Source organism: Exiguobacterium sp. RIT341, from assembly GCF_000632205.1.
GTDB lineage: Bacteria > Bacillota > Bacilli > Exiguobacteriales > Exiguobacteriaceae > Exiguobacterium_A.
The window spans coordinates 36,618-57,595 of sequence record NZ_JFYW01000011.1; the positions used below are offsets into that span (position 1 = coordinate 36,618).

Genomic DNA, 20,978 nt, shown 5'->3' on the forward strand with positions numbered 1-20,978 from the left:
TCTAATGACAAACGGGATCGCCCTTTTGCAATTTCAGTTCAAATGTATAAAGGTCTATACAACTAGAAATAATCACGTTATACTAAATACGAAAGCAAGTCATGGAACGGATAGAGAAAGGGTGATGCCAGATGACAGTGATCATCAATGCCCGGATTTACACGGGAGAGCAGACGATTGAAGACGGGTTCATTCGCTTTGACCGAACCATCGAGGCGATTGGAACAATGTCGGAATTTGAGGAAATCGCAGGAGAAGAGACGATTGATGCGCACCATCAATCACTCATTCCTGGAATGATCGATGTGCACATTCATGGGGGATATGATGTCGATGTCATGGATGGAGATGCCGAAAGGTTGCATCATTTCAGCCGACAGATGTTACAAGAAGGCGTGACGTCCTTTTTAGCGACGACGATCACCCAAGATTGGGCAGACATCACACGAGCGCTCGAGACGGTGCGAACAGTCGTTGAGGAAAAGGACACGACGATCGTCGGTGTTCATCTCGAAGGACCGTTTATCAACCCGGATTATGCTGGTGCGCAACCGCGCGAATATATCGTTGAACCCGATGTCGAACAGTTCCTGAAATGGCAGGAAGCGTCTGGCAATACGATCAAACTCGTGACCTATGCCCCAGAACGCCCGGGAGCGCGTGCATTCGAGGAGGCAGTGCGATTAACGGGTGCGATTCCGTCTGCCGGCCATACGGATGCGACGTATACCCAAAACCAAGCTGGTCATGTCACCCATGGTACTCATCTCTACAATCAAATGCGTGCGCTGCATCACCGGGAACCGGGAACAGTCGGGTACTGTCTCCTAACGCCGGAAGTCTATGCCGAGATCATTCCGGACGGGATTCATAGTGCACCGGAAATGGTGGACTTCGCCTACCGGATGAAGGGTGCAGATCGATTGATCGTCATCACGGATGCGATGCGCGCCAAAGGACTCGCAGAAGGTGAATACGAGTTAGGGGGACAAGCTGTATTCGTTCGAGACGGTGCGGCACGCCTTGAGAATGGTAGTTTAGCCGGAAGTATTTTGACGATGGACGCCGCTTTACGAAACATCATCGCCTATACAGGTTGTACGCTCGAAGAAGCGGTTCGTATGACATCGGTCAATGCGGCAAAAGAGCTTCAGTTGACACAAAAGGGAAGTCTCTCGGTCGGTAAGGATGCGGATATTGTGTTGCTCGACGAGGGATTACACATTCAAGAAACGATTCATCGTGGTACGCGATACCGGATCACGAACGGAAAGGAGTCTACCTCATGAAATGGATGATTGTAGAAAAAGGAGAAGAATTAGCGCATGTGGCGTATCAATTTTTGAAACAGGAAATTGAGCGTCATCCGGAAGGATTAACAGTAGGGCTTGCGACGGGCAGTTCACCAGTCGGTGTGTATGAAGAATGGCGGAAGGACTCGCTTGACTGCAGACATGTGACGACGGTCAATCTAGATGAATATGTCGGTCTCAGCCCAGAACATCCACAAAGCTACCATACGTTCATGCAAGAACACTTGTTTAATGATGTACGTTTCAAGGAGTCTTTCGTACCAATCGGGAATACGGAAGATCCGGTTAAAGAAAGTGAACGATACGAGGCGCTCGTGCGCAAGCGAGGAATCGATATCCAATTGCTCGGAATCGGAGCGAATGGACACATCGCCTTCAATGAACCGGGTACGCCGTTCGATGCGAAGACACACGTGACGGAATTAACGGAATCGACGCGAGAAGCGAATCAACGTTTCTTTGATCGATTGGAGGAAGTGCCGACGAAAGCGATCACGATGGGAATCGGTACGATCATGGAAGCAAAAAAAATCCTTCTCGTTGCTTCAAGCGAACGAAAGGCAGAAGCCGTCCGCGATATGATGGAAGGGGTCGCGACAACGGATTGTCCGGCGACCGTACTCAAACGCCATGCCGATGTCATGGTGATCCTCGACGAAGAGGCCGCCTCTTTATTGTCAGATGACGCTAAACGTACAGGGCGGGCTGCTTATTTGAATTTCATGCAAGCATGATGGAGAAACACGAATGAATTAGAAGGTACAGAGCCACCCCATCAATTGGCTTTGTACCTTTTTTGTAGTTCTTGAAAGAAGGGAATAAAGCCCGGTCTCATGCGATTTTATATTTTAAGGCGAGATAGGTAAGGAAATCACGAAAGACGACATGCTGGTAGCATTCATGCTAATCAGGCAAAGTGCTACGATACCGGAATTATTTTAGATGCAACTATTCTGTGCGGTTTCTTTAATCGAAACGTAAATTGACATTTCATTAAATGTCCGGATAATGGAGATTAGCGAACTTTACGGAAAATTTACATGAAAATGAGGGTTTACATGATGGAAACGCGATCCGCACGAAAGAGACAGCCAAGTGCTGGCAAGATGTTCATGAAAGTCGTCGCTGCACTCGTCCTGCTCGTCACAATCATCGGTTCTGGTTATGCTGGAGCTGTTTTTATCAAAACGCAAGAAACATTGGCAAAGACGCAGATTAAGATTCCCGGCTCAAAAGTGAGCTCTAAATATGATGATGTTCCGTCTGAATCATTCTTGATTCTCGGAACGGATGAAACGAAAAAAAGCAAGGAACGTCATGAACCAGCTCGTTCAGACGTCATGATCGTCGGAATTTTGAACAAAAAGACGGAGCAATTAGTGTTGACGAGTATCCCACGTGATTCACTCGTGAACATCGATTATTCGAAGTATGATATCCCTTACGGCAAGACAGGTGTTGAGCAAGATAAGATCACACATGCCCTTTACTTCGGTTCGATGGATAAATCGAATTCCTACAACGGCATTAAATTAGCACGTGAAACGACAGAAAACCTACTCGGGATTCAAATCGATCACGTCATCAAAGTTAATTTCCAAGGATTCGTTCAATTGATTGATGCATTAGATGGTGTCAATATCGATGTACGGTATGCGTTTAAAGAACAAGATTCAAAACGTAAAGCGGGTACCATCACCGTTGATAAAGGAAAGCAACATTTGACGGGGGAACAGGCACTGGCCTATGTCCGGAACCGTCATGATGATCCGCTCGGTGATATCGGTCGCGGACAAAAACAGATGCAAGTCATTCAAGCGGTCGCAAAAGAAGCGGCAAGTTTCCGTTCGCTCAGTGCATACCGTGATATTTTGGATGCCGTGGGTGATAATGTTGAAACAAACTTAGGACCGAATGATTACACACGCTTAGCAGATTTCACTGCAGCACTCCGTGACACAACGGAGTATCAGCTCGCTGGAGAAGGCTATATCGGCATTAGCGGGAAATGGGAATACCACCTCGATCCGAATCAACTGGAACAAGTGAAGAGCAACTTAGCGAAAGCGATGCAAGGTCAAGAAGTCAAGCCGATCGCAGATGAAACGGATGCTGTACAAGATACGACAGAACAAGCACCAGAGACAGAAACGATCCCTGCGCAGTAATCTATACACGAAAACCCCTCGAATCACCGTCACAGCATGGCGATTCGAGGGGTTTTTCAGCGTTGGCGTTCCATTTCGACAGTGAAGGTATATCGGTCTCCTCGGTAAGCAGAGATGACGTATTCAAACGGTTGTTCCGTCGCGAGATACGTCAGTTGCTCGACGGATAAGACAGGCGAAGCGGTCGACAAGCCAAGGTGACTCGCTTCTTCCTTTGTCGCGAGACGTGATTCAAACGTTTGACTCGCACGTCCGAGGTTTAATCCACTCGCTTCAGCAAATGCATAGAGTGATGCGGTCGCGACGTCTTGATCGAGTCCAGGCAAGAGTTGCTCTGGGATGTAGACAGTTTCAAGAGCAAGAGCTTGCTCATCAGCAATACGTAAACGTTTCAATTCATATACGGATGCGCCTTCACGAATCCGGAGCTTATTTGCGATCGTCATCGACGCGTCGATGATTTGATAGGAGAGGAGCGCACTCGTCGGTTCTAGTCCAAGATGTTCCATCTCTTCCGAGAAACTCGTCAAACCGGAAAGTTGCATGACGATTTTTTTATTCGCGACGAATGTTCCTCGTCCTTTTTGACGAATCAAGTAACCAGCGTTGACCAAGTTTGAAATGGCTTGACGAACCGTCATTCGGCTAATTTGGTGGGCCTCGGCGAATTCGCGCTCGGACGGAATCAAATCTCCAGGTTGAAGGACGCCGCTTTCGATTTGTTGTTTTAAGGCAGCTTCAATTTGATAGTAAATGGGGAGTGGTGAATTTTTATTGATATGCTGAATCACGGCATTTCGTCCCTTCGCGATCGGTAGTCTTTCGTCTAGTGTACTAGGAAAAAGGCAAGTCGACAAACGGTTCTGGATGAAATATGGCATAATACAGAGTGAAACTGACAGAGAAAGGTGGTCGAGGCATGCGCCCCGAACAAATAGAATCCGATGTCCGAACCTTTCAGACATCCCTTCGTGCGACAAAACAAGTAGACGGTTATTGGGTTGCTTTAGAGAAAAGTTACTTTTATCCGGAGAGCGGTGGACAGCCAGCGGATCGTGGAACATTGAACAACCAACCTGTCCTTGACGTTCAAATCGAAGACGGTGTCGTCTGGCATCAACTGGCGACTCCGCTCACAGAAGACGTCGCCGGTATCATAGATGATGCGGTCCGGATCGATCATGCGGCGCAACATACGGCACAACACGTCATCTCAGCGATCTTACACGATGAATCGAATATCAAAACGCTTAGTTTTCGGACGGGAAGTGAAGTTTCGACGCTTGATATCGAGACACCTGAATGGACAACTCTTCAACAAGAACAGCTGGATCGACGATTACGGCATGTGATTGAACAAGGATTACCGATCACGGCGACTGAATATGACGAGGTGGAAGCACTACGTCTACCATTACGAAAAACACCACAAGTCGAGGGACGAATTCGTGTCGTTCAAATCGGCACACTTGATTATAGTGCCTGTGGTGGGACGCATCTCGATTCGACGGCACAGCTCGAGTTGATTCTCTTTACTGGGGTCGAACGGATTCGTGGGAACATTCGTCTATCCTATGTCGCAAAGGAACGGGCATACCAACTCATTCAGTCAGAACGACGAGTCTTACGGGAAGCGGCGCAAGCTTTGTCAGTCAAGCCGGTTCAAATGCTAGAAGCCGTTCAAGCGTTACAAGAAGAACAGAAACGCTTAACGAAACAGGTCGAACACGCTCAGGAACAACTTGCAACATTCACGCTCACTCAAGCTTTAGAACAACAAGAAGGCATTCTGGTATTTGAACATCTGAATGAAGAAATCAAAACGTCCGAGCAACTCGCTAAAGCGATCCAAGAAGCGGGACGCGTCGGCGTCGTCTGGAATGCGACGACAAACAAACTACTGATGAGTAGTCCAGGGGAACCCCATCTTGGGAAGTTCGCTAAAGCGCATGTCCAAGCATTCAATGGACGAGGTGGAGGAAGTGCAGTTCAGGCACAAGCACAATTTACGAATCGGGATGATGCGATGGCATATGTCGATCGATTACGGGAGGAATATCACTCATGACAGTCATTCAAGTACGTACAGCAGAACAACAACAAGCCGTTCGGATGATCCGGGAGCGTGTCTTTGTCGAGGAACAAGGCGTACCACGTCATCTTGAATACGATACACATGATGAAACAGCGATTCATCTGCTTGTCCTCGATGAACAGAGTCGACCGGTTGCAACGGGTCGCACACGTCCATATGACGACCAACGGATGAAGGTGGAACGTGTGGCGACGCTGTCGACAGCCCGAGGAAAAGGATACGGTGGTGAGTTGATGCAGGCGATGGAACGTATCGCGCGACGTGAAGGAAAACAACTGCTGACACTCGGTGCACAAGTCCAAGCCATCCTGTTTTATCAAGGTCTTGGGTATACGATCGTCTCCGATGAATTCGACGATGCGGGCATTCCACACCGGACGATGGAGAAGAAAATGTAAGTTGTTTTGAAAGAAATCCTGCAAAAAGGGTTTCTTTTTTTTGTTTTCTATGTATATATATAATTCATAGTGAATTTTTATACAGACAAATGAATTAAAAACCAGGAGGGAATTATACATGTCAAAGCAAAAATTAATCTTAGCGTACTCTGGAGGACTCGATACATCAGTAGCCATCAAATGGTTGAGCAAGGACTATGATGTCATTGCCTTATGCATGGATGTCGGAGAAGGAAAAGATTTATCCGTCATCAAGGAAAAAGCACTCCTCGTCGGTGCGATCGAATCAATCGTTCTCGATGTCAAAGAAGAATTCGCACAAGACTTTGTCTTGCCAGCACTTCAATATGGCGCCCATTACGAAAATGCCTATCCGTTGATCTCAGCGCTTTCGCGTCCGTTGATCGCAGAAAAACTCGTCGAAGTCGCGCATGAATATGGTGCAACGGCGGTCGCACATGGATGTACCGGAAAAGGGAATGACCAGGTCCGGTTCGAAGTTTCGGTCGCGGCACTTGATCCGTCACTCGAAGTCATCGCACCGGTTCGGGAATGGAAATGGTCACGGGAAGAAGAGATCGCCTATGCGAAAGAAAACAATGTGCCAATCCCGATCAACCTCGATAGCCCATACTCGATTGACATGAACCTTTGGGGACGGAGTAATGAATGTGGCGTCCTAGAAAATCCATGGACAGAACCACCACAAGACGCATATGCGTTGACGGTAGCACCAGAAGACGCTCCGGATCAGGCAGAAGAAGTCATTATCGGCTTTGAAGCAGGTGTTCCAGTTTCTATCAACGGGACGACGTATCCATTAGCGAAACTGATTACGGAACTGAATATCATCGCTGGAGCACATGGGGTCGGACGGATCGACCACGTCGAGAACCGTCTCGTCGGTATCAAATCGCGGGAAGTCTATGAGTGCCCAGGCGCAACTGTTTTACTCAAAGCGCACGCTGCACTCGAGACGATTACATTGACGAAGGACGTCGCGCATTTCAAACCATTACTCAGCAAACAATATGCAGAAACGATCTACAACGGTCTCTTCCATGCGCCATTGACGAAAGGATTGAAAGCTTTCTTGACGGCGACACAACAGGACGTCACAGGAGAAGTTCGCGTTAAACTGTTCAAAGGAAATGCAACTGTCACAGGTCGTCAGTCGGCTGTCTCGCTTTATGATGAGAAACTTGCGACGTACACGAAAGAAGATGCATTCGATCATGAAGCAGCAAAAGGCTTCATCAAATTACACGGTCTTGCCGTTTCAACGCATGCGAGTGTACATCGTCAGGCGGGTGTAACGAAATGACCAAACTCTGGGGTGGACGTTTTACGGAAAGTGCTTCCGCTCAAGCGGAAGCCTTCGGAGCATCAATCACGTTCGATCAAAAATTAGCAAGCGTTGATTTGAAAGGCAGTCTCGCACATGCACAGATGTTATTTGAACAAGGGATTCTCGCTCAAGATGAGTGGACACAAATCCAGCAAGGATTAAAGCAACTCGAAGCGACGTTAAAGGACCATTCCTACACATTAGCGGACGAAGACATTCATATGAATCTTGAGCGTTTGTTGACGGAACAGATCGGTCCAGTTGCAGGGAAACTGCATACGGCACGGAGCCGAAACGATCAAGTCGCAACCGATTTACATCTATGGATGGAGCAGCATGTCGAAGCGTTGACGACGGCATTACGCGAGCTCCAATCGGTCATTACGGAACAAGCTGAGCAACATATCGAGACGGTTATGCCGGGGTATACGCATTTGCAACGGGCACAACCAATCTCGCTTGCGCATCACTTGCTCGCTTATTTCTGGATGTTCGAACGTGATGTCGAACGGTTGACGGACAATCAAAAACGGATCCGGAAATCACCACTCGGGGCAGGCGCGCTCGCGGGGACCACGTTCCCGATCGACCGTTTCCGTTCTGCCGAGTTGCTCGGTTTTGAGTCGGTCTATCCGAACAGTCTCGATGCTGTCTCCGATCGCGACTTCGTCATTGAATATCTCGGAATCGCCGCGACCGTCATGATGCATCTCTCACGTTTTTGTGAAGAAATCATCATCTGGGCGTCGCAAGAATTCGGCTTCATCGAGTTGTCTGACGCCTTCTCGACAGGTTCGAGCATGATGCCACAAAAGAAAAATCCTGATTTTGCTGAATTGATTCGTGGAAAAACAGGTCGCGTCTACGGCAACCTGATGGGCTTCTTGACGACGATGAAGGCATTACCACTCGCTTACAACAAAGACATGCAAGAGGATAAGGAAGGGGTCTTCGATACAGCAGATACCGTTCTCAAGTCCGTTCAAATCTTCACCGGAATGATTGAATCTGCGACGTTTAAGACCGAAGCGCTCAAGAAGGCGACAATGCAAGACTTCTCGAATGCAACGGAACTCGCTGACTACCTTGTAACGAAAGGCATACCGTTCCGGGAAGCGCATGAAATCGTCGGCAAAGCCGTCCTTTACTGTGTGCAGAACGGTTGTTTCCTGAAGGATTTGAACCTCGAGACGTATCAAACGTTCCATCCTGATATCACAGAAGACGTCTATCCGCTCCTCGATCCGGTTCAAGCAGTAGCACGCCGGACTAGCTACGGCGGGACAGGGTTTGCTGCCGTGTCGGAGCAACTCGAACTCGCGAAACAGCATCTTGCGAATTGACGAATTTTGAAAAAAAACAGTCAAATGACTGGATTTAACAAAAGATGTCTGCTATAACTGTAACTAACAACCGACAGATAGAGGCGCGGATGACATGAGTAGCATCATTCTTGAAGGCAAGCATGCCGAATGATGTGAAAGGGGAAGTCCGCCGAAGTGAACGAGAAGATGCTTCTTCTTGTTTGCTGGTACAACGGTTAAGATCCGTTGTACTGCCGAAACCGATGTTTCGGAGCGCTATCTTACGTAAAAGAACGAATGACTTTGTCTTCGTTTGTCCGATCGTGATAACGACGGGCCGTAGGAACGCTCCTACCGGCCCGTCGTTTTTTTCTGTATCGGGACAAAGGAGATAGGATTGTGACAACTGTACTTAAATTTGGTGGAAGCTCGGTTGCGACTGTCGAACAGATTCAGTCTATTGCGAATTATTTGAAGAGTCGCGCAGCCGAAGGTGAAAAACTCGTCGTCGTCGTTTCGGCGATGGGCAAGATGACAGATTCTTTGATCGCTCAGGCGCAAGCCATCACGGATCGCCCCGAGCGAAGAGAACTCGATCGACTGCTTGCCATCGGAGAAGAACAGACGATTTCATTACTCAGCATCGCCCTCAACTCGCTCGGTGTCAAAGCGTTATCGCAAACAGGCGCTCAAGCAGGAATCAGCACGATGGGCGTGCATACGAAAAGTAAGATCAAACAGATCGATGGAGATCTGTTACGACAAAAACTCGAAACGTACGATGTCGTCATCGTCGCCGGATTCCAGGGTGTCAACGAACTTGGTGACGTGACGACACTCGGACGAGGTGGGTCGGATACAACGGCAGTTGCCCTTGCGGCAGTCCTTGATAAACGGTGCGAAATCTATACCGATGTCGACGGTGTCTATACAGCTGATCCGCGAATCCATGCCGCTGCTCAACCGATTCCACATATCTCGTATGATGAGATGATGGAAATGAGCGCCCTCGGGTCGAAGGTCATGGAAATGCGAAGTGTCGAACTAGGAAAAAAATACGGCGTACACATCTTCGTCGGGAAAACACTTGAATCGAAAAGGGGAACATGGATCATGGAAGCGACGGAAACAATGGAACAAAAAGCGGTGACGAGTGTCAGTGTGACGAAGAACGTCTTGACGGTATCAATCAAACACGTACCGCAAACGAATGCAGCAGTAGCCGATATCTTCGAACTCTTATCGAACCGTCACGTCAATATCGACATGATCAGTCAAACGACGTTCGACAGTGACATCTTCTTATCGTTCTCTTGTCCACTCGACGAGGAAGAGTTCCTCGATGAAGCATTGAAAGATATCATGGATCGCTTCACGACAGTCAAGGTCGACCGCCACGATCAGCACGCGAAGTTGTCTGTCGTCGGAATCGGAATGCGGGATGCAACAGGTGTTGCTTCGAAATTGTTCGCAATCTTCCGAGCGGAGAATATCCCGTTCTATCAAGTCACGACATCAGAAATCAGCATCTCGTACACGATTGCACAAGCAGACATTGAACGGACGGTTGCAGCGATTGCAAACGCGTTCGAGTTATAAGGAGGAAAACAGCATGTATCATGTAGCCGTCATTGGAGCAACCGGCGCCGTCGGTCAAAAAATGTTACAAGTACTCGCAGAACTGGACTTCCCGGTCAGCCGCCTGTCCGCTTACGCTTCTGCTCGTTCAGCAGGGAACACGGTGCAGTTCAAGGGAGAAGATATTACGATCCAAGCGCTGACGCCAAACATCACGGAAGACGGGATCGATGTCGCGTTGTTCGCAGCAGGCGGAACGATCAGTGAGCAATATGCCCCATTACTAGCTGAAAACGGAACACTCGTCGTTGATAATTCAAGTGCCTTCCGGATGCAGGAGACGATTCCACTCGTCGTGCCAGAAGTCAATCCGCAAGCGATTCAAGCGACAGACCGCTTGATCGCAAATCCGAACTGTTCGACGATTCAATCCGTCGTCGCTTTAGCACCGCTCCAGTCACTGGGATTCGAACGGATCAACTATACGACGTATCAGGCCGTATCCGGTTCCGGTCAAAAAGGAATCGAGGATCTGGCACGCGGGGCACGCGGAGAAGAGCCCGTCAATTATCCGCATCCGATTCACGATAACATCTTGCCGCATATCGATGTGTTCCTTGAGAACGGCTATACGAAAGAAGAGCAGAAGATGATTGATGAAACACGGAAAATCTTCAATCTTCCAGCATTACCAGTCAGTGCGACATGTGTACGGGTTCCAGTCACGAATTCTCACTCGGTTGCAATCAACGTCACGTTTACACAACTGACGACGGTCGAAGCGATCCGTGAAGCACTGGAAGGCGCACCGGGCGTCGTCCTCATCGATGATGTCGCAAATACGCGTTATCCGATGCCACTTGACGCAAGCGGGACGGACGACGTCTACGTCGGTCGGATTCGACAAGATGATAGTCTCGCGAACACGTTCCATCTCTGGTGTGTAGCCGACAACATTCGAAAAGGTGCCGCGTCAAACGCCGTACAAGTCGCACGCCAAGCGATCGAACAGTCGATTCATTCATAAAAAAGGAGGAGTTCTTCATGTTCAAAGGAGCAGGTACAGCACTCGTCACACCATTTAATGAAGCAGGCGAGTTGGATTTACATGTATTCGAACGCTTGATCGAGCAACAACTCGCAGCAGGGATTCAGGCACTTGTCGTCGGAGGGACGACAGGAGAAGGCTCGACATTGACGAATACGGAATTCGAACAACTACTGACGACTGCCGTTCAGGTCACGGCAGGACGAGTACCCATCATTGCAGGAACGGGTTCGAACAACACGGCAGTAACGATCGAGAAAACATTACTCGCAGAACGCCTCGGTGCGGACGCGGCGATGCTTGTGACGCCTTATTACAATAAAACATCACAAGCTGGTCTCATCGCACACTTCACGGCAGTTGCTGATGCTACACAATTACCAATCATGCTGTACAACGTCCCGTCACGGACTGGTGTTGCGATTGCCGTCGAAACAGCGGTGACATTGGCACGTCATCCTCGGATCCAGGCGTTTAAAGAAGCGAGTGGAGACGTCAGCTTCATGGGTGAACTGATGGCGGCGATTCCGGAAGACTTCGCGGTCTTCTGTGGAAATGATGATCAAATCCTACCTTACATGGCATGGGGTGCACAGGGGGTTATCTCGGTTCTTTCAAATCCGTATCCAGCAGAGACACAAGCACTTGCTGAAGCGTTACTCGCGCAAGATCTCGCCACGGCCCGCCGGATTCAGGCAGACTTGTTACCAGTCATCGGTGCTTTGTTCAGTGACGTCAATCCGATTCCAGTTAAAGCATCGCTTGAAGAACTTGGCTTTGCTGTCGGTGCACCGCGCTTGCCACTCGTCCGTCAATCGGAAGTGGGTCATGCCCATTTACTTGAAACAATGCGTGCTTACAAAGGAGTGGTTCGATGAGACTCGCGTTACACGGTTATGGGGCGACAGGACAATACGTCGTCGAACTAGCAGCGCAAAGTGTCGTTGCGATCGTTGACCGGACGAAGTCATCCGATACAATCGCTTCATATGCCGAGCTGACGGAGATGTCAGAAACGGTCGATGCGATCATCGACTTCTCGCATCCGAGTTTGCTACCGGATCTACTCGCATACGGGCTGGCGACAAAGACGCCACTCGTTATCGCGACGACTGGTTTTTCTGAAGCGGATCTTGCGTCCATCAAGAACGCTGCAAAAGAAATTCCGATCTTCCAGTCGTATAACATGTCGTATGGTATCGCAATGGTGCAGCAACTACTGAAGACACTGGTGCCACTGGCAGGGGCGTATGACATCGAATTGCTTGAGAAACATCATAATCAAAAAGTCGATGCTCCAAGTGGGACGGCCGAGTTGTTACTGCAAACGATTCAGACGGCACGTGACGTCACACCTGTGTATGACCGGTCACAGACGCGGCAAAAGCGGGAGACGAACGAGATCGGGATGCATGCGATGCGCGGTGGAACGATCTTCGGAGAACACGAAGTCTTATTCGCAGGTGTCGACGAGTTGATTGAAATCAAACATACAGCGCTATCGAAAAAAGTATTTGCTTCTGGTGCGATCAAAGCAGCTGAAGCACTCATTCAAAAAACAGCGGGACTCTATACGTTAGAGACGCTCTACACACAGGAGGATTCACATGTTACTCACTGATGCTTACGAAATTGCTAAATTCATTAAAGATGCAAAAAAACAAACACCGGTAAAACTTTATGTCAACGGCGATTTGGCGGGCTTGACGATCGAAGGTGCTACAGCGTTCGGATCAGATGAATCAAAAATTTTCTTCGCAGATGCAGGACTTGCGGCTACTTTCTTAGAAAAGTATTCAGATCGCATCACGGATGTTCATGTGGAGTATGACCGTCGCAACAGTGCGGTACCTATGCTTGATACACGTCATTTGAATGCGCGAATCGAACCAGGTTCATGGATTCGTGATCATGTCGTCATTGGTGACAACGCGGTCGTTATGATGGGTGCCATCATTAATATCGGCGCATCGATCGGAGATGGTACAATGATTGATATGAACGCTGTCGTCGGTGCACGTGGGACGATCGGGAAAAACGTTCATGTTGGCGCAGGTGCCGTGGTCGCGGGTGTCCTCGAACCACCTTCAAAAACACCTGTCATCATTGAAGACGGTGTCTTGATTGGTGCGAATGCAGTCATTCTCGAAGGCGTCAAAGTCGGTAAAGATTCCGTCGTCGCTGCCGGTAGTGTCGTCACAGAAGACGTACCTGCTGGAAGCGTCGTTGCCGGAACACCTGCACGTGTCATCAAACAGAAAGATGCGAAAACAGAAGAGAAGACGCAATTGGTGGATGATTTACGTTCACTCTGATTGACGTCGAAGAGGAGGAAAACACATGGCAGTGGATACACAGTATGGAGAAGCAATTTGGTTAGATGGAGTCTTTCATGATCCGAAAGATGCGAACACGAGCGTCATGTCACATGCGATTCACTATGGTAGTGGATTCTTTGAAGGAATTCGTGCCTACGCGACACCGGACGGACCGGCGATTTTCCAATTGAAGGAACATATCGAACGTCTTTTCCGTAGTTGCGCCTATTACCACGTCACAATTCCGTATACGGTTGATGAACTCGTCCAGGCGACGATTGATCTAGTTGCGAAAAACGGATTCGAATCTTGTTATATCCGTCCATTCGTGTTCCTCGGTACGCCATGGCAAGCATTGATGGCGAAAGATACGACGGTTCATGTCGGCATCTCTTGCTGGGAGCTTGGGGAATACTTCGATAAAGGTGCTGGCATCCGTGCCAAAGTCGCATCATACCGCCGCGTCTCATCAACGATGATGCCGATGCAAGCGAAAGCGGCTGCCAACTATATGAACTCACAACTCTTAAAAGGTGAAGCCATCCGTGATGGATTTGATGAAGCAATCGCGCTCGACATGAACGGAAACGTTAGTGAAGCGAGTGTTGCGAATCTTTTCCTTCTTAAAAACGGAACGATTCATACACCGTCACTTGATTGTTCAGTACTCGACGGTATCACACGCCAAGTCATCATCCGTTTGGCACAAGATCAAGGCTATCCTGTCGTCGAACGTCACATCGGACGCGATGAGTTATATGTCGCAGATGAGATTTTCTTAACAGGAACAGCTGCTGAAATCACGAGTGTCGGTGAAATCGATCATATCTCCATCAACGGCGGAACACGGAACGTCGCAGATGAGTTGCTCGATCTTTACCGTCAAGCCGTCACAGGTCAATTGCCGCAATATGCGGATTGGTTGACGTATGTGACACCAGCTGTCGCAGAATGACGACGCGTACACTCGTCACGATCGATCGGAAGGCGGTGCGACAGAACGTCGCATCGGTCTTCGCTCGATCACGTAAACATATTTTTGCCGTGGTCAAGAACAATGCGTACAACTTAGGCATGCTCGAGATGGTCGAAACGCTGACGGCGTCTGATGTGCATCACTTTGCTGTCGCCGAGTTGTATGAAGCCATTGAAATCAAAACGAATTTTCCAGACAGTTATGTACTGGTGATGAATCCGACGGAGGATTTTGAAACAGCACGACGTTTCGGAATTGCACTCGGTGTCTCATCGCTAGAATGGCTCGCCCTAAACAGTAAACAGCTGCAAGGAATCGAGTTACATTTGAAGATCAACGTCGGGATGAATCGTTTTGGTGTCAGTTCGCTTCAAGAGGCGGAAGCTGTTCTTGCGCTTGCGCAAGCAGATTCGCTCGCTTTAACAGGTTTATATACACATTTTCCGCTTGCCGATGAGCCGGATGCGGATCACGATGGACAAGTCGAACGTTTCGTCGCCATTGCCGATGTGTTACGAAAGCGCCATACGTTTACGTATATGCACTCGGAAAACAGTGCGACGATCGTCAAACACGATCCGCGTCTCGCATTTTGTAATTATGTCCGCCCTGGAATCTTCTTATTCGGCTATTCACCGATTGAAAAGATGGACTGGCTCGTTCCTTCGCTACGGATGACGACGGAGGTCGTTGAAATTCGCGAAATCGGACCGGGTGAACACGTTGGGTACGGGACGAATTTTACGAGTACAGAACCGATGCGGATTGCCATCTTACCAGTCGGCTATGGAGACGGTGTCGTCCGTGGGCGTGCCGCTCTGCCTGTTCATATTAAAGAAAAACCTTATCCGGTCATCAATAAATTATTCATGAGTCATACGTTCGTCGCTGTCGATGGGACGGTTGAGGTCGGAGACGAGGTCGTGCTATACGGGGATGGCGTTGAAATTGACGATATTACTCGGACAGGAGCAGCGAACAATTCAGAGCAGATGTGTGCCCGGTCTTGGCGTTTGACGCATCAGTATCTATAAGGAGGAACTTATTATGTATGGAAGTCAATACCTGACAGAAGAAAACAACACGTTGCACATCGATGGTGTCGCAGCGACCGATCTTGCAGCACAGTATGGAACACCATTGTACGTGATGGCAGAACGGGAGCTGACGGATCGACTGGCGACCGTCCGGGAACACTTCCTTGATAAGTATCCGAATACGTATGCTTCCTTCGCTTCTAAAGCATTGACTGTCAGTGCGGTGTATGAACAAGTCGTGCGTCATGGTCTTGGAATTGACGTCGTCACGGGCGGGGAACTCTTCATCGCCCGTCAATCGGGCGTTCCAGCAGAGCGAATTTATTTCCATGGTTCGAATAAATCAACGGCTGATCTTCAGTATGCTGTCGAAGAAGGTGTCGGACGAATCGTCATCGATCACTTTGCAGAGATTGCACAACTGGAAGCGATTGCGGCACAAGCTGGTCGAACGGTTCATGTCTTGATTCGGATCGTGCCACAAGTCATCGGTGGAGCGCATGCGAAAATTCAGACAGGTGGTGTCGATACGAAATTCGGTTTCTCGACACATGCGTCAGATTACCTGGACGCAATCGAAGCGATTTTAGCATCAGAACATCTATCGTTACTTGGCATCCATTGTCATGTCGGTTCGCAAATCCAAGATCCGTCGCTGTTCGAACAGACGGCTCGGACGATGATGGGCTTCGTCGAAACAATTCGTGTACAACATGATTTCACAGTCAGCGAAGTCAACGTTGGAGGTGGGTTCGGAATTGCCTATACGCAGGACGACCAGCCACTTGATTTTGAAGCGACGATCGCACGCGTCATGGATGTCATTGAGACGGAAACGGCACGACTTGGCATCGAACGTCCTCGAATCGGTATCGAACCAGGACGCTGGGTCGTTGCGAATGCAGGGACGACACTTTATACAGTTGGGGCAATCAAAGAGATCGAAGGCGTCCGGACATATCTTTCGGTGGACGGTGGAATGACGGATAACATTCGTCCCGCACTTTACGGAGCGGTTTATGAAACCGTCATCGCTAACCGGATGAGTGGCGAAACGACCGAAATGACTGTCGTTGGAGCAGCTTGTGAATCAGGTGATCTCGTCGCTGAAAAAGCGCAGTTAGTTACGCCAAAGAGTGGCGATACCCTCGCTGTATTTGGAACGGGAGCGTATAACTTCTCGATGGCAAGCAACTACAATCAATTCTTACGTCCGGCACTCGTCTTCGTTCGGGACGGGGAATCCCGCGAAGTCGTCCGTCGACAAACATATGCGGACTTAGTTCAGTGTGATCTTGGAATCAATGGGGTCCGTTCGGAGTCATAAGAGGTGAGGGGTCAAGCGATTGACGACAAAAAAACCGGCGCAATCTCGCCGGTTTTTCATACATGTGACGATTCTTCTCGCGACTAGAGAGGAATCGTTTTTTTTTGCTGTGATCAGTATATTCATTTTGGGATTTTCAAGACTTGTCCAACGAGTAAGAGATTCGGATTTGTGATGCCGTTCGCCTGCATTAATGCTGTGACGGTGACGCCGTAACGTGTCGCAATCGAGTAAAGTGTATCACCCGCTTTAACCGTATACGTCGTTGTCGGGATTTTTAAGACTTGACCGACATTGAGTAGACTCCAATTCGTGATGTTGTTCGCACTCGCGAGGGCAGAGACCGAGACATTGTATTTACGGGCAATCGAATAGAGTGTATCGCCCGCTTTGACAGTATACGTCGTACCGGTTGGGACCGTAGAACGCAACAGTTCTGAAATCGTGACGAACGAATAGCCTTTTGCTTTTAATTTCGAAATCATCGTCGGCAGGGCGGTTGGTGTTCCTTTCGCACCAGCCCCAGTGTGCATGAGGATGATTGATCCAGGAACGACTTTTGGTATTACACGATCCAAGATGGCTGTTGAAGAGATGCCTTTCCAATCCGTCGAATCGATATTCCATTGAATCGTTTTCGTATAACCAGCCGCTCCGACGACACTCAATACCTTACTGTTACTCGCACCGAACGGCGCCCGAAAAATCGGTTTCGTCGTTTTTCCGGTCAAGGATCGGATGAGCGACTCCGTCCGGGATAATTCACTTGTCATTTGGCTTGCTGATAAAGTCGTGAAATCCGGATGTGAATACGAGTGATTGCCGATTTGATGTGTTGGAGAGGCGGTTGTGATGTTTTTAATCGATTGAGGATGGTTGTTTGCACCACTGCCTGTTAAAAAGAAAGTAGCTTTCACTTGATTACTTTTTAAGACACTTAATATTTTGGCAATGTTCGTTCCATCTGAACCGTCATCAAATGTCAATGCGACGACTTTTTTGGTCGTCGTTCCTTTTGTGACAAACGTAGAACTCGCTGCATCGACCTGTGAGGGAATTGAAAGTGGGGTTAGGAGAAGCAATCCGATCATCATGATGATGGGTTTCTTGATGTTCATCGTTAAGGGCCTCCTTCATCAAAACATGCTTTATCAGTACTCTTTATTTAGGTATTCCCTTTATTTTTAAAAAAAGAACTAAAAATTTCCCCTTTTTCAAAGAAATAAAACTGATTTAATGGAAATTTGTTTAAACCGTAACCTTTTTGGGAAAACATAATATATGGAAATAGTAAAAAGGAGTGAGAAGGAATGATCGAATTCAAAAACGTCGGCAAGCAGTTTAAGGAAAATGTCGTCTTAAAAGGCTTATCGCTCGAGATTCAAAAGGGTGAACTCGTTGTTTTCATCGGACCAAGTGGTTGTGGGAAAACGACATCACTTAAAATGATCAATCGATTGATCGAACCTTCTTCAGGCACAATTTTGGTCAATGGGAAGGATATCATGAAGACGGATACGATTGAATTAAGACGCCATATGGGATATGTCATTCAGCAAACTGGTCTGTTCCCTCATATGACGGTCCGGGAAAACATTCAATTGATTGCTGGACTTGAGGGGAAAGATCACGATGAGATGGATCAGCGGACAGAACAACTATTAACGATGGTCGGGCTTGATCCGAGACAATTTATTGATCGTTATCCGAGCGAACTCAGTGGCGGACAGCAGCAACGTGTCGGTTTCGCGCGTGCTCTGATGAATGATCCTGATGTCATCCTGATGGATGAGCCGTTCAGTGCTCTCGATCCCGTTACTCGTAATGATTTGCAGGAAGAGCTTTTCAACTTACAAGAGGAAGTGAAAAAGACGATTGTTTTCGTCACTCATGATATGGATGAAGCGATCAAGTTAGCGGATCGGATATGTATCATGCGTGACGGGGAGATCGTTCAGTTCGATACTCCAGAAGAAATCCTGCGTCATCCAAAAGATGAATATGTCGAATCGTTCATCGGAAAAAATAAAATTTGGAGTAGTCCAGAATTCATCAAGGCAGAAGATATCATGATTGAGGATCCAGTTTCAATCAGTGGCAAACGTACATTGCTACAGGGAATTGAAATCATGCGTGGGCGAAAAGTCGACAGTCTATTGATCACTGATCGTGACCGCGTTTTACAAGGGCTGATTAAGTTAAAGAACATCCAAACGATCCCGGATAAGAGCCAACGAATTGAAGAAGTAATGGAGGGCGAAATCATTGCCGTCAATGAACACGATTCGTTACTTGATGTCCTTGAAGTCATGAATCAGGAAGAGACAGGTTATCTGCCGGTAACAGATGCAACAGGAAAACTAAGAGGATTAATCACGCGTAGTAGCTTACTTTCCGTCTTGAGTGAGCAATTCATTCATGAGGAGGAAGTTCAATGAACGGTTTCTTTGATTATGTAAAAAATAATACCGATCAAATCGGTGACTTATTACTGGAGCACTTACAGCTGACGGTCTTTGCCGTCGTCATCGCCGTCGTCCTTGGGATTCCGATCGGGATTTTAATCACGCGCTATCAAAAGTTCGCAAAACCGGTCCTCGCGCTGACGAGCGTCGTGCAAGCCGTCCCGAGTCTTGCCTTACTCGGTTTCTTAATTCCGTTCATCGGTATCGGATCGACACCAGCGATCATCATGGTCGTGCTCTATTCACTCTTGCCAATCGTCAAAAATACGTACACAGGTCTATCGAGTATTCCGGGAGATACGCTTGAAGCAGCAAAAGGAATTGGTTTGACGGATCGTCAAATCCTCAGTAAGGTCCAGATTCCGCTTGCCTTACCGATCATGATGGCAGGGATTCGGATTTCAGCCGTCACAGCGGTTGGTTTAATGACGATTTCAGCATTCATCGGTGCCGGTGGTCTTGGTTACCTTGTCTTTTCAGGTATTCAAACAGTTGATAATAATCAGATTCTCGCCGGAGCGATTCCAGCTGGTATCTTAGCGCTTATCATCGACTTCGTCGTCAGCCGGATTGAATATTCGGTGGCGCCGAACGGTATTCCGCTCGCAGATGGTCGAATTAAAAACAAGGCACGGAAGCGCCGTAAAGCGATGTCAGCGGGACGCAAGATCGCAATCGCAAGCATCGTCTTCCTATTGGTTGGTGGTACAGTCGCTTATTCTTTCCTCAAGGAAGATAAGATCGTCATCGGATCGAAGAACTTTACGGAACAGTTGATTCTTGGAAATATGTTAGCGGATTTAATCGAAGATAAAACGGATCTACAAGTCGAACGTCAATTAAATCTCGGGGGGACGAAGGTCGCTTACGGGGCGCTTGAAAAAGGGGAGATTGACGCGTATGTCGAGTACACAGGGACATTGTTGATCGACGTGCTCAAGCAGGAAGTCGAGACGGATCCGAAAACGGTCTATGCAAAAGTCGGGAAGATGATTCCCGAAAAAAGTCAGGTCGATGTCCTAGATCCGATCGGCTTCAACAATACGTATGCTCTTGCCATGACAAAAGAAGACATTAAGAAGTACGACTTGAAGACAGTGTCGGACATGTCAAAAGTCAGTGATCGCTTGATTCTCGGTTCAACGATTGAATTCGCGAACCGTGAAGATGGTTATCTTGGTCTAAAGAAGAAGTATCCGGATATGAAGTTCAAAGATGTACAACCAGTTGATGGAGGACTTCGCTATACAGCATTGACGAACGGTCGAACGAATGTCATCGATAGTTTTTCAACAGACGGTCTTTTGAAGAAGTTTGATTTGACTGTACTCAAAGATGATAAAGAGTTCTTCCCACCCTACTATGCGGTACCACTTGTTCGTCAAGAAACCCTTAAAGAACATCCAGAGCTGAAAAAAGTCCTCAACACATTGAAGGATAAAATCACGGATGAAAAAATGCAAGAACTGAACTACAAAGCAGATGTTGAGAAGCAGCGTCCTGAAAAAGTCGCGCGTGATTTCTTGATTAAAGAAGGATTGATTTCTAAATAAACAGATAGAGCCGAGGCGGGAATCCGCTTCGGCTCTTTTTGTATGCGCGC

The 20,978-nt window shown here is 48.1% G+C and carries 19 protein-coding genes and 1 riboswitch; of the genes, 17 read left to right on the top strand and 2 right to left on the bottom strand.

Going from position 1 to position 20,978, the window contains the following annotated elements; translation table 11 throughout:
* The first annotated feature begins 131 nt into the window (after positions 1 to 131).
* From nagA to BW42_RS13830, 3 genes are all read left to right on the top strand, one after another.
* Entirely contained in the window at positions 132 to 1,289 is a 1,158-nt protein-coding gene (gene nagA, locus BW42_RS13820) for an N-acetylglucosamine-6-phosphate deacetylase (protein WP_035412343.1), read from the top strand.
* A complete protein-coding gene (gene nagB, locus BW42_RS13825; RefSeq protein ID WP_035412346.1) occupies positions 1,286 to 2,047 on the top strand; it encodes a glucosamine-6-phosphate deaminase in 762 nt (253 codons plus the stop codon). The genes nagA and nagB overlap by 4 nt, the downstream gene beginning before the upstream one ends.
* 324 nt (positions 2,048 to 2,371) lie before the next feature.
* Positions 2,372 to 3,481, top strand: a complete 1,110-nt coding sequence (locus tag BW42_RS13830; RefSeq protein ID WP_231496922.1) for an LCP family protein — start codon at positions 2,372 to 2,374, stop codon at positions 3,479 to 3,481.
* Positions 3,482 to 3,537: 56 nt separating this feature from the next.
* On the opposite strand, the gene phnF is transcribed toward BW42_RS13830, so the two are convergent.
* A complete protein-coding gene (gene phnF / locus BW42_RS13835; RefSeq protein ID WP_081780439.1) occupies positions 3,538 to 4,272 on the bottom strand; it encodes a phosphonate metabolism transcriptional regulator PhnF in 735 nt (244 codons plus the stop codon).
* 128 nt (positions 4,273 to 4,400) lie between these two features.
* Between phnF and BW42_RS13840 the strand changes: the two genes are divergently transcribed.
* The 12 genes from BW42_RS13840 (at position 4,401) to lysA (ending at position 16,910) form a co-directional block, all read left to right on the top strand.
* Positions 4,401 to 5,549, top strand: a complete 1,149-nt coding sequence (locus tag BW42_RS13840; protein WP_035412347.1) for a DHHA1 domain-containing protein — start codon at positions 4,401 to 4,403, stop codon at positions 5,547 to 5,549.
* Positions 5,546 to 5,974 carry a GNAT family N-acetyltransferase gene (locus BW42_RS13845; RefSeq protein WP_035412350.1) on the top strand — a complete coding sequence of 143 codons (429 nt, stop codon included), beginning with the start codon at positions 5,546 to 5,548 and terminating at the stop codon, positions 5,972 to 5,974. The genes BW42_RS13840 and BW42_RS13845 overlap by 4 nt, the downstream gene beginning before the upstream one ends.
* Before the next feature lie 118 nt (positions 5,975 to 6,092).
* Complete coding sequence (locus tag BW42_RS13850) at positions 6,093 to 7,298, top strand: argininosuccinate synthase (protein ID WP_035412353.1); 1,206 nt, start codon at positions 6,093 to 6,095, stop codon at positions 7,296 to 7,298.
* Positions 7,295 to 8,665, top strand: a complete 1,371-nt coding sequence (argH, locus tag BW42_RS13855) for an argininosuccinate lyase (RefSeq protein ID WP_035412358.1) — start codon at positions 7,295 to 7,297, stop codon at positions 8,663 to 8,665. Before BW42_RS13850 ends, argH begins: the two co-directional genes overlap by 4 nt.
* 70 nt (positions 8,666 to 8,735) lie before the next feature.
* Positions 8,736 to 8,913, top strand: a riboswitch (Lysine riboswitch).
* A gap of 112 nt (positions 8,914 to 9,025) precedes the next feature.
* Complete coding sequence (locus BW42_RS13860) at positions 9,026 to 10,225, top strand: aspartate kinase (protein ID WP_035412361.1); 1,200 nt, start codon at positions 9,026 to 9,028, stop codon at positions 10,223 to 10,225.
* A gap of 13 nt (positions 10,226 to 10,238) precedes the next feature.
* Positions 10,239 to 11,231 carry an aspartate-semialdehyde dehydrogenase gene (locus BW42_RS13865; protein ID WP_035412364.1) on the top strand — a complete coding sequence of 331 codons (993 nt, stop codon included), beginning with the start codon at positions 10,239 to 10,241 and terminating at the stop codon, positions 11,229 to 11,231.
* 17 nt (positions 11,232 to 11,248) lie between these two features.
* A complete protein-coding gene (dapA, locus tag BW42_RS13870; RefSeq protein WP_035412367.1) occupies positions 11,249 to 12,130 on the top strand; it encodes a 4-hydroxy-tetrahydrodipicolinate synthase in 882 nt (293 codons plus the stop codon).
* Positions 12,127 to 12,873 carry a 4-hydroxy-tetrahydrodipicolinate reductase gene (gene dapB, locus BW42_RS13875; RefSeq protein ID WP_035412370.1) on the top strand — a complete coding sequence of 249 codons (747 nt, stop codon included), beginning with the start codon at positions 12,127 to 12,129 and terminating at the stop codon, positions 12,871 to 12,873. Before dapA ends, dapB begins: the two co-directional genes overlap by 4 nt.
* On the top strand, positions 12,860 to 13,567 hold the full coding sequence (dapD, locus tag BW42_RS13880; RefSeq protein ID WP_035412373.1) for a 2,3,4,5-tetrahydropyridine-2,6-dicarboxylate N-acetyltransferase: 708 nt from the start codon (positions 12,860 to 12,862) through the stop codon (positions 13,565 to 13,567). Before dapB ends, dapD begins: the two co-directional genes overlap by 14 nt.
* Positions 13,568 to 13,592: 25 nt before the next feature.
* Positions 13,593 to 14,525: a branched-chain amino acid transaminase gene (locus BW42_RS13885; protein WP_023467124.1), complete on the top strand. Its 933-nt coding sequence runs from the start codon at positions 13,593 to 13,595 to the stop codon at positions 14,523 to 14,525.
* Positions 14,522 to 15,580, top strand: a complete 1,059-nt coding sequence (alr, locus tag BW42_RS13890; RefSeq protein ID WP_035412376.1) for an alanine racemase — start codon at positions 14,522 to 14,524, stop codon at positions 15,578 to 15,580. The genes BW42_RS13885 and alr overlap by 4 nt, the downstream gene beginning before the upstream one ends.
* 13 nt (positions 15,581 to 15,593) lie before the next feature.
* Positions 15,594 to 16,910: a diaminopimelate decarboxylase gene (gene lysA / locus BW42_RS13895; RefSeq protein WP_035412379.1), complete on the top strand. Its 1,317-nt coding sequence runs from the start codon at positions 15,594 to 15,596 to the stop codon at positions 16,908 to 16,910.
* Positions 16,911 to 17,032: 122 nt separating this feature from the next.
* Here the strand turns inward: lysA and BW42_RS13900 are convergent, their stop codons facing one another.
* Positions 17,033 to 18,028 carry a LysM peptidoglycan-binding domain-containing protein gene (locus BW42_RS13900; RefSeq protein ID WP_035412382.1) on the bottom strand — a complete coding sequence of 332 codons (996 nt, stop codon included), beginning with the start codon at positions 18,026 to 18,028 and terminating at the stop codon, positions 17,033 to 17,035.
* 192 nt (positions 18,029 to 18,220) lie between these two features.
* On the opposite strand from BW42_RS13900, the gene BW42_RS13905 reads away from it, so the two are divergent.
* Both BW42_RS13905 and BW42_RS13910 read left to right on the top strand, forming a co-directional pair.
* Positions 18,221 to 19,348: an ABC transporter ATP-binding protein gene (locus BW42_RS13905; RefSeq protein ID WP_035412384.1), complete on the top strand. Its 1,128-nt coding sequence runs from the start codon at positions 18,221 to 18,223 to the stop codon at positions 19,346 to 19,348.
* Positions 19,345 to 20,928 (top strand): glycine betaine ABC transporter substrate-binding protein, encoded by a 1,584-nt coding sequence (locus tag BW42_RS13910; RefSeq protein ID WP_035412388.1) that lies wholly within the window; start codon positions 19,345 to 19,347, stop codon positions 20,926 to 20,928. The genes BW42_RS13905 and BW42_RS13910 overlap by 4 nt, the downstream gene beginning before the upstream one ends.
* Positions 20,929 to 20,978: the final 50 nt, after the last annotated feature.

What these genes read in the sequence shown, in the direction of transcription:
- BW42_RS13900 (WP_035412382.1), bottom strand. Translation starts at nt 18,028, where the DNA reads ATGAACATCAAGAAACCCATCATCATGATGATCGGATTGCTTCTCCTA.
- lysA (WP_035412379.1), top strand. Translation starts at nt 15,594, where the DNA reads ATGTATGGAAGTCAATACCTGACAGAAGAAAACAACACGTTGCACATC.
- BW42_RS13830 (WP_231496922.1), top strand. Translation starts at nt 2,372, where the DNA reads ATGATGGAAACGCGATCCGCACGAAAGAGACAGCCAAGTGCTGGCAAG.
- BW42_RS13845 (WP_035412350.1), top strand. Translation starts at nt 5,546, where the DNA reads ATGACAGTCATTCAAGTACGTACAGCAGAACAACAACAAGCCGTTCGG.
- argH (WP_035412358.1), top strand. Translation starts at nt 7,295, where the DNA reads ATGACCAAACTCTGGGGTGGACGTTTTACGGAAAGTGCTTCCGCTCAA.
- BW42_RS13905 (WP_035412384.1), top strand. Translation starts at nt 18,221, where the DNA reads ATGATCGAATTCAAAAACGTCGGCAAGCAGTTTAAGGAAAATGTCGTC.
- BW42_RS13885 (WP_023467124.1), top strand. Translation starts at nt 13,593, where the DNA reads ATGGCAGTGGATACACAGTATGGAGAAGCAATTTGGTTAGATGGAGTC.
- BW42_RS13840 (WP_035412347.1), top strand. Translation starts at nt 4,401, where the DNA reads ATGCGCCCCGAACAAATAGAATCCGATGTCCGAACCTTTCAGACATCC.
- dapB (WP_035412370.1), top strand. Translation starts at nt 12,127, where the DNA reads ATGAGACTCGCGTTACACGGTTATGGGGCGACAGGACAATACGTCGTC.
- BW42_RS13910 (WP_035412388.1), top strand. Translation starts at nt 19,345, where the DNA reads ATGAACGGTTTCTTTGATTATGTAAAAAATAATACCGATCAAATCGGT.
- nagA (WP_035412343.1), top strand. Translation starts at nt 132, where the DNA reads ATGACAGTGATCATCAATGCCCGGATTTACACGGGAGAGCAGACGATT.
- dapD (WP_035412373.1), top strand. Translation starts at nt 12,860, where the DNA reads ATGTTACTCACTGATGCTTACGAAATTGCTAAATTCATTAAAGATGCA.
- dapA (WP_035412367.1), top strand. Translation starts at nt 11,249, where the DNA reads ATGTTCAAAGGAGCAGGTACAGCACTCGTCACACCATTTAATGAAGCA.
- BW42_RS13850 (WP_035412353.1), top strand. Translation starts at nt 6,093, where the DNA reads ATGTCAAAGCAAAAATTAATCTTAGCGTACTCTGGAGGACTCGATACA.
- BW42_RS13865 (WP_035412364.1), top strand. Translation starts at nt 10,239, where the DNA reads ATGTATCATGTAGCCGTCATTGGAGCAACCGGCGCCGTCGGTCAAAAA.
- nagB (WP_035412346.1), top strand. Translation starts at nt 1,286, where the DNA reads ATGAAATGGATGATTGTAGAAAAAGGAGAAGAATTAGCGCATGTGGCG.
- alr (WP_035412376.1), top strand. Translation starts at nt 14,522, where the DNA reads ATGACGACGCGTACACTCGTCACGATCGATCGGAAGGCGGTGCGACAG.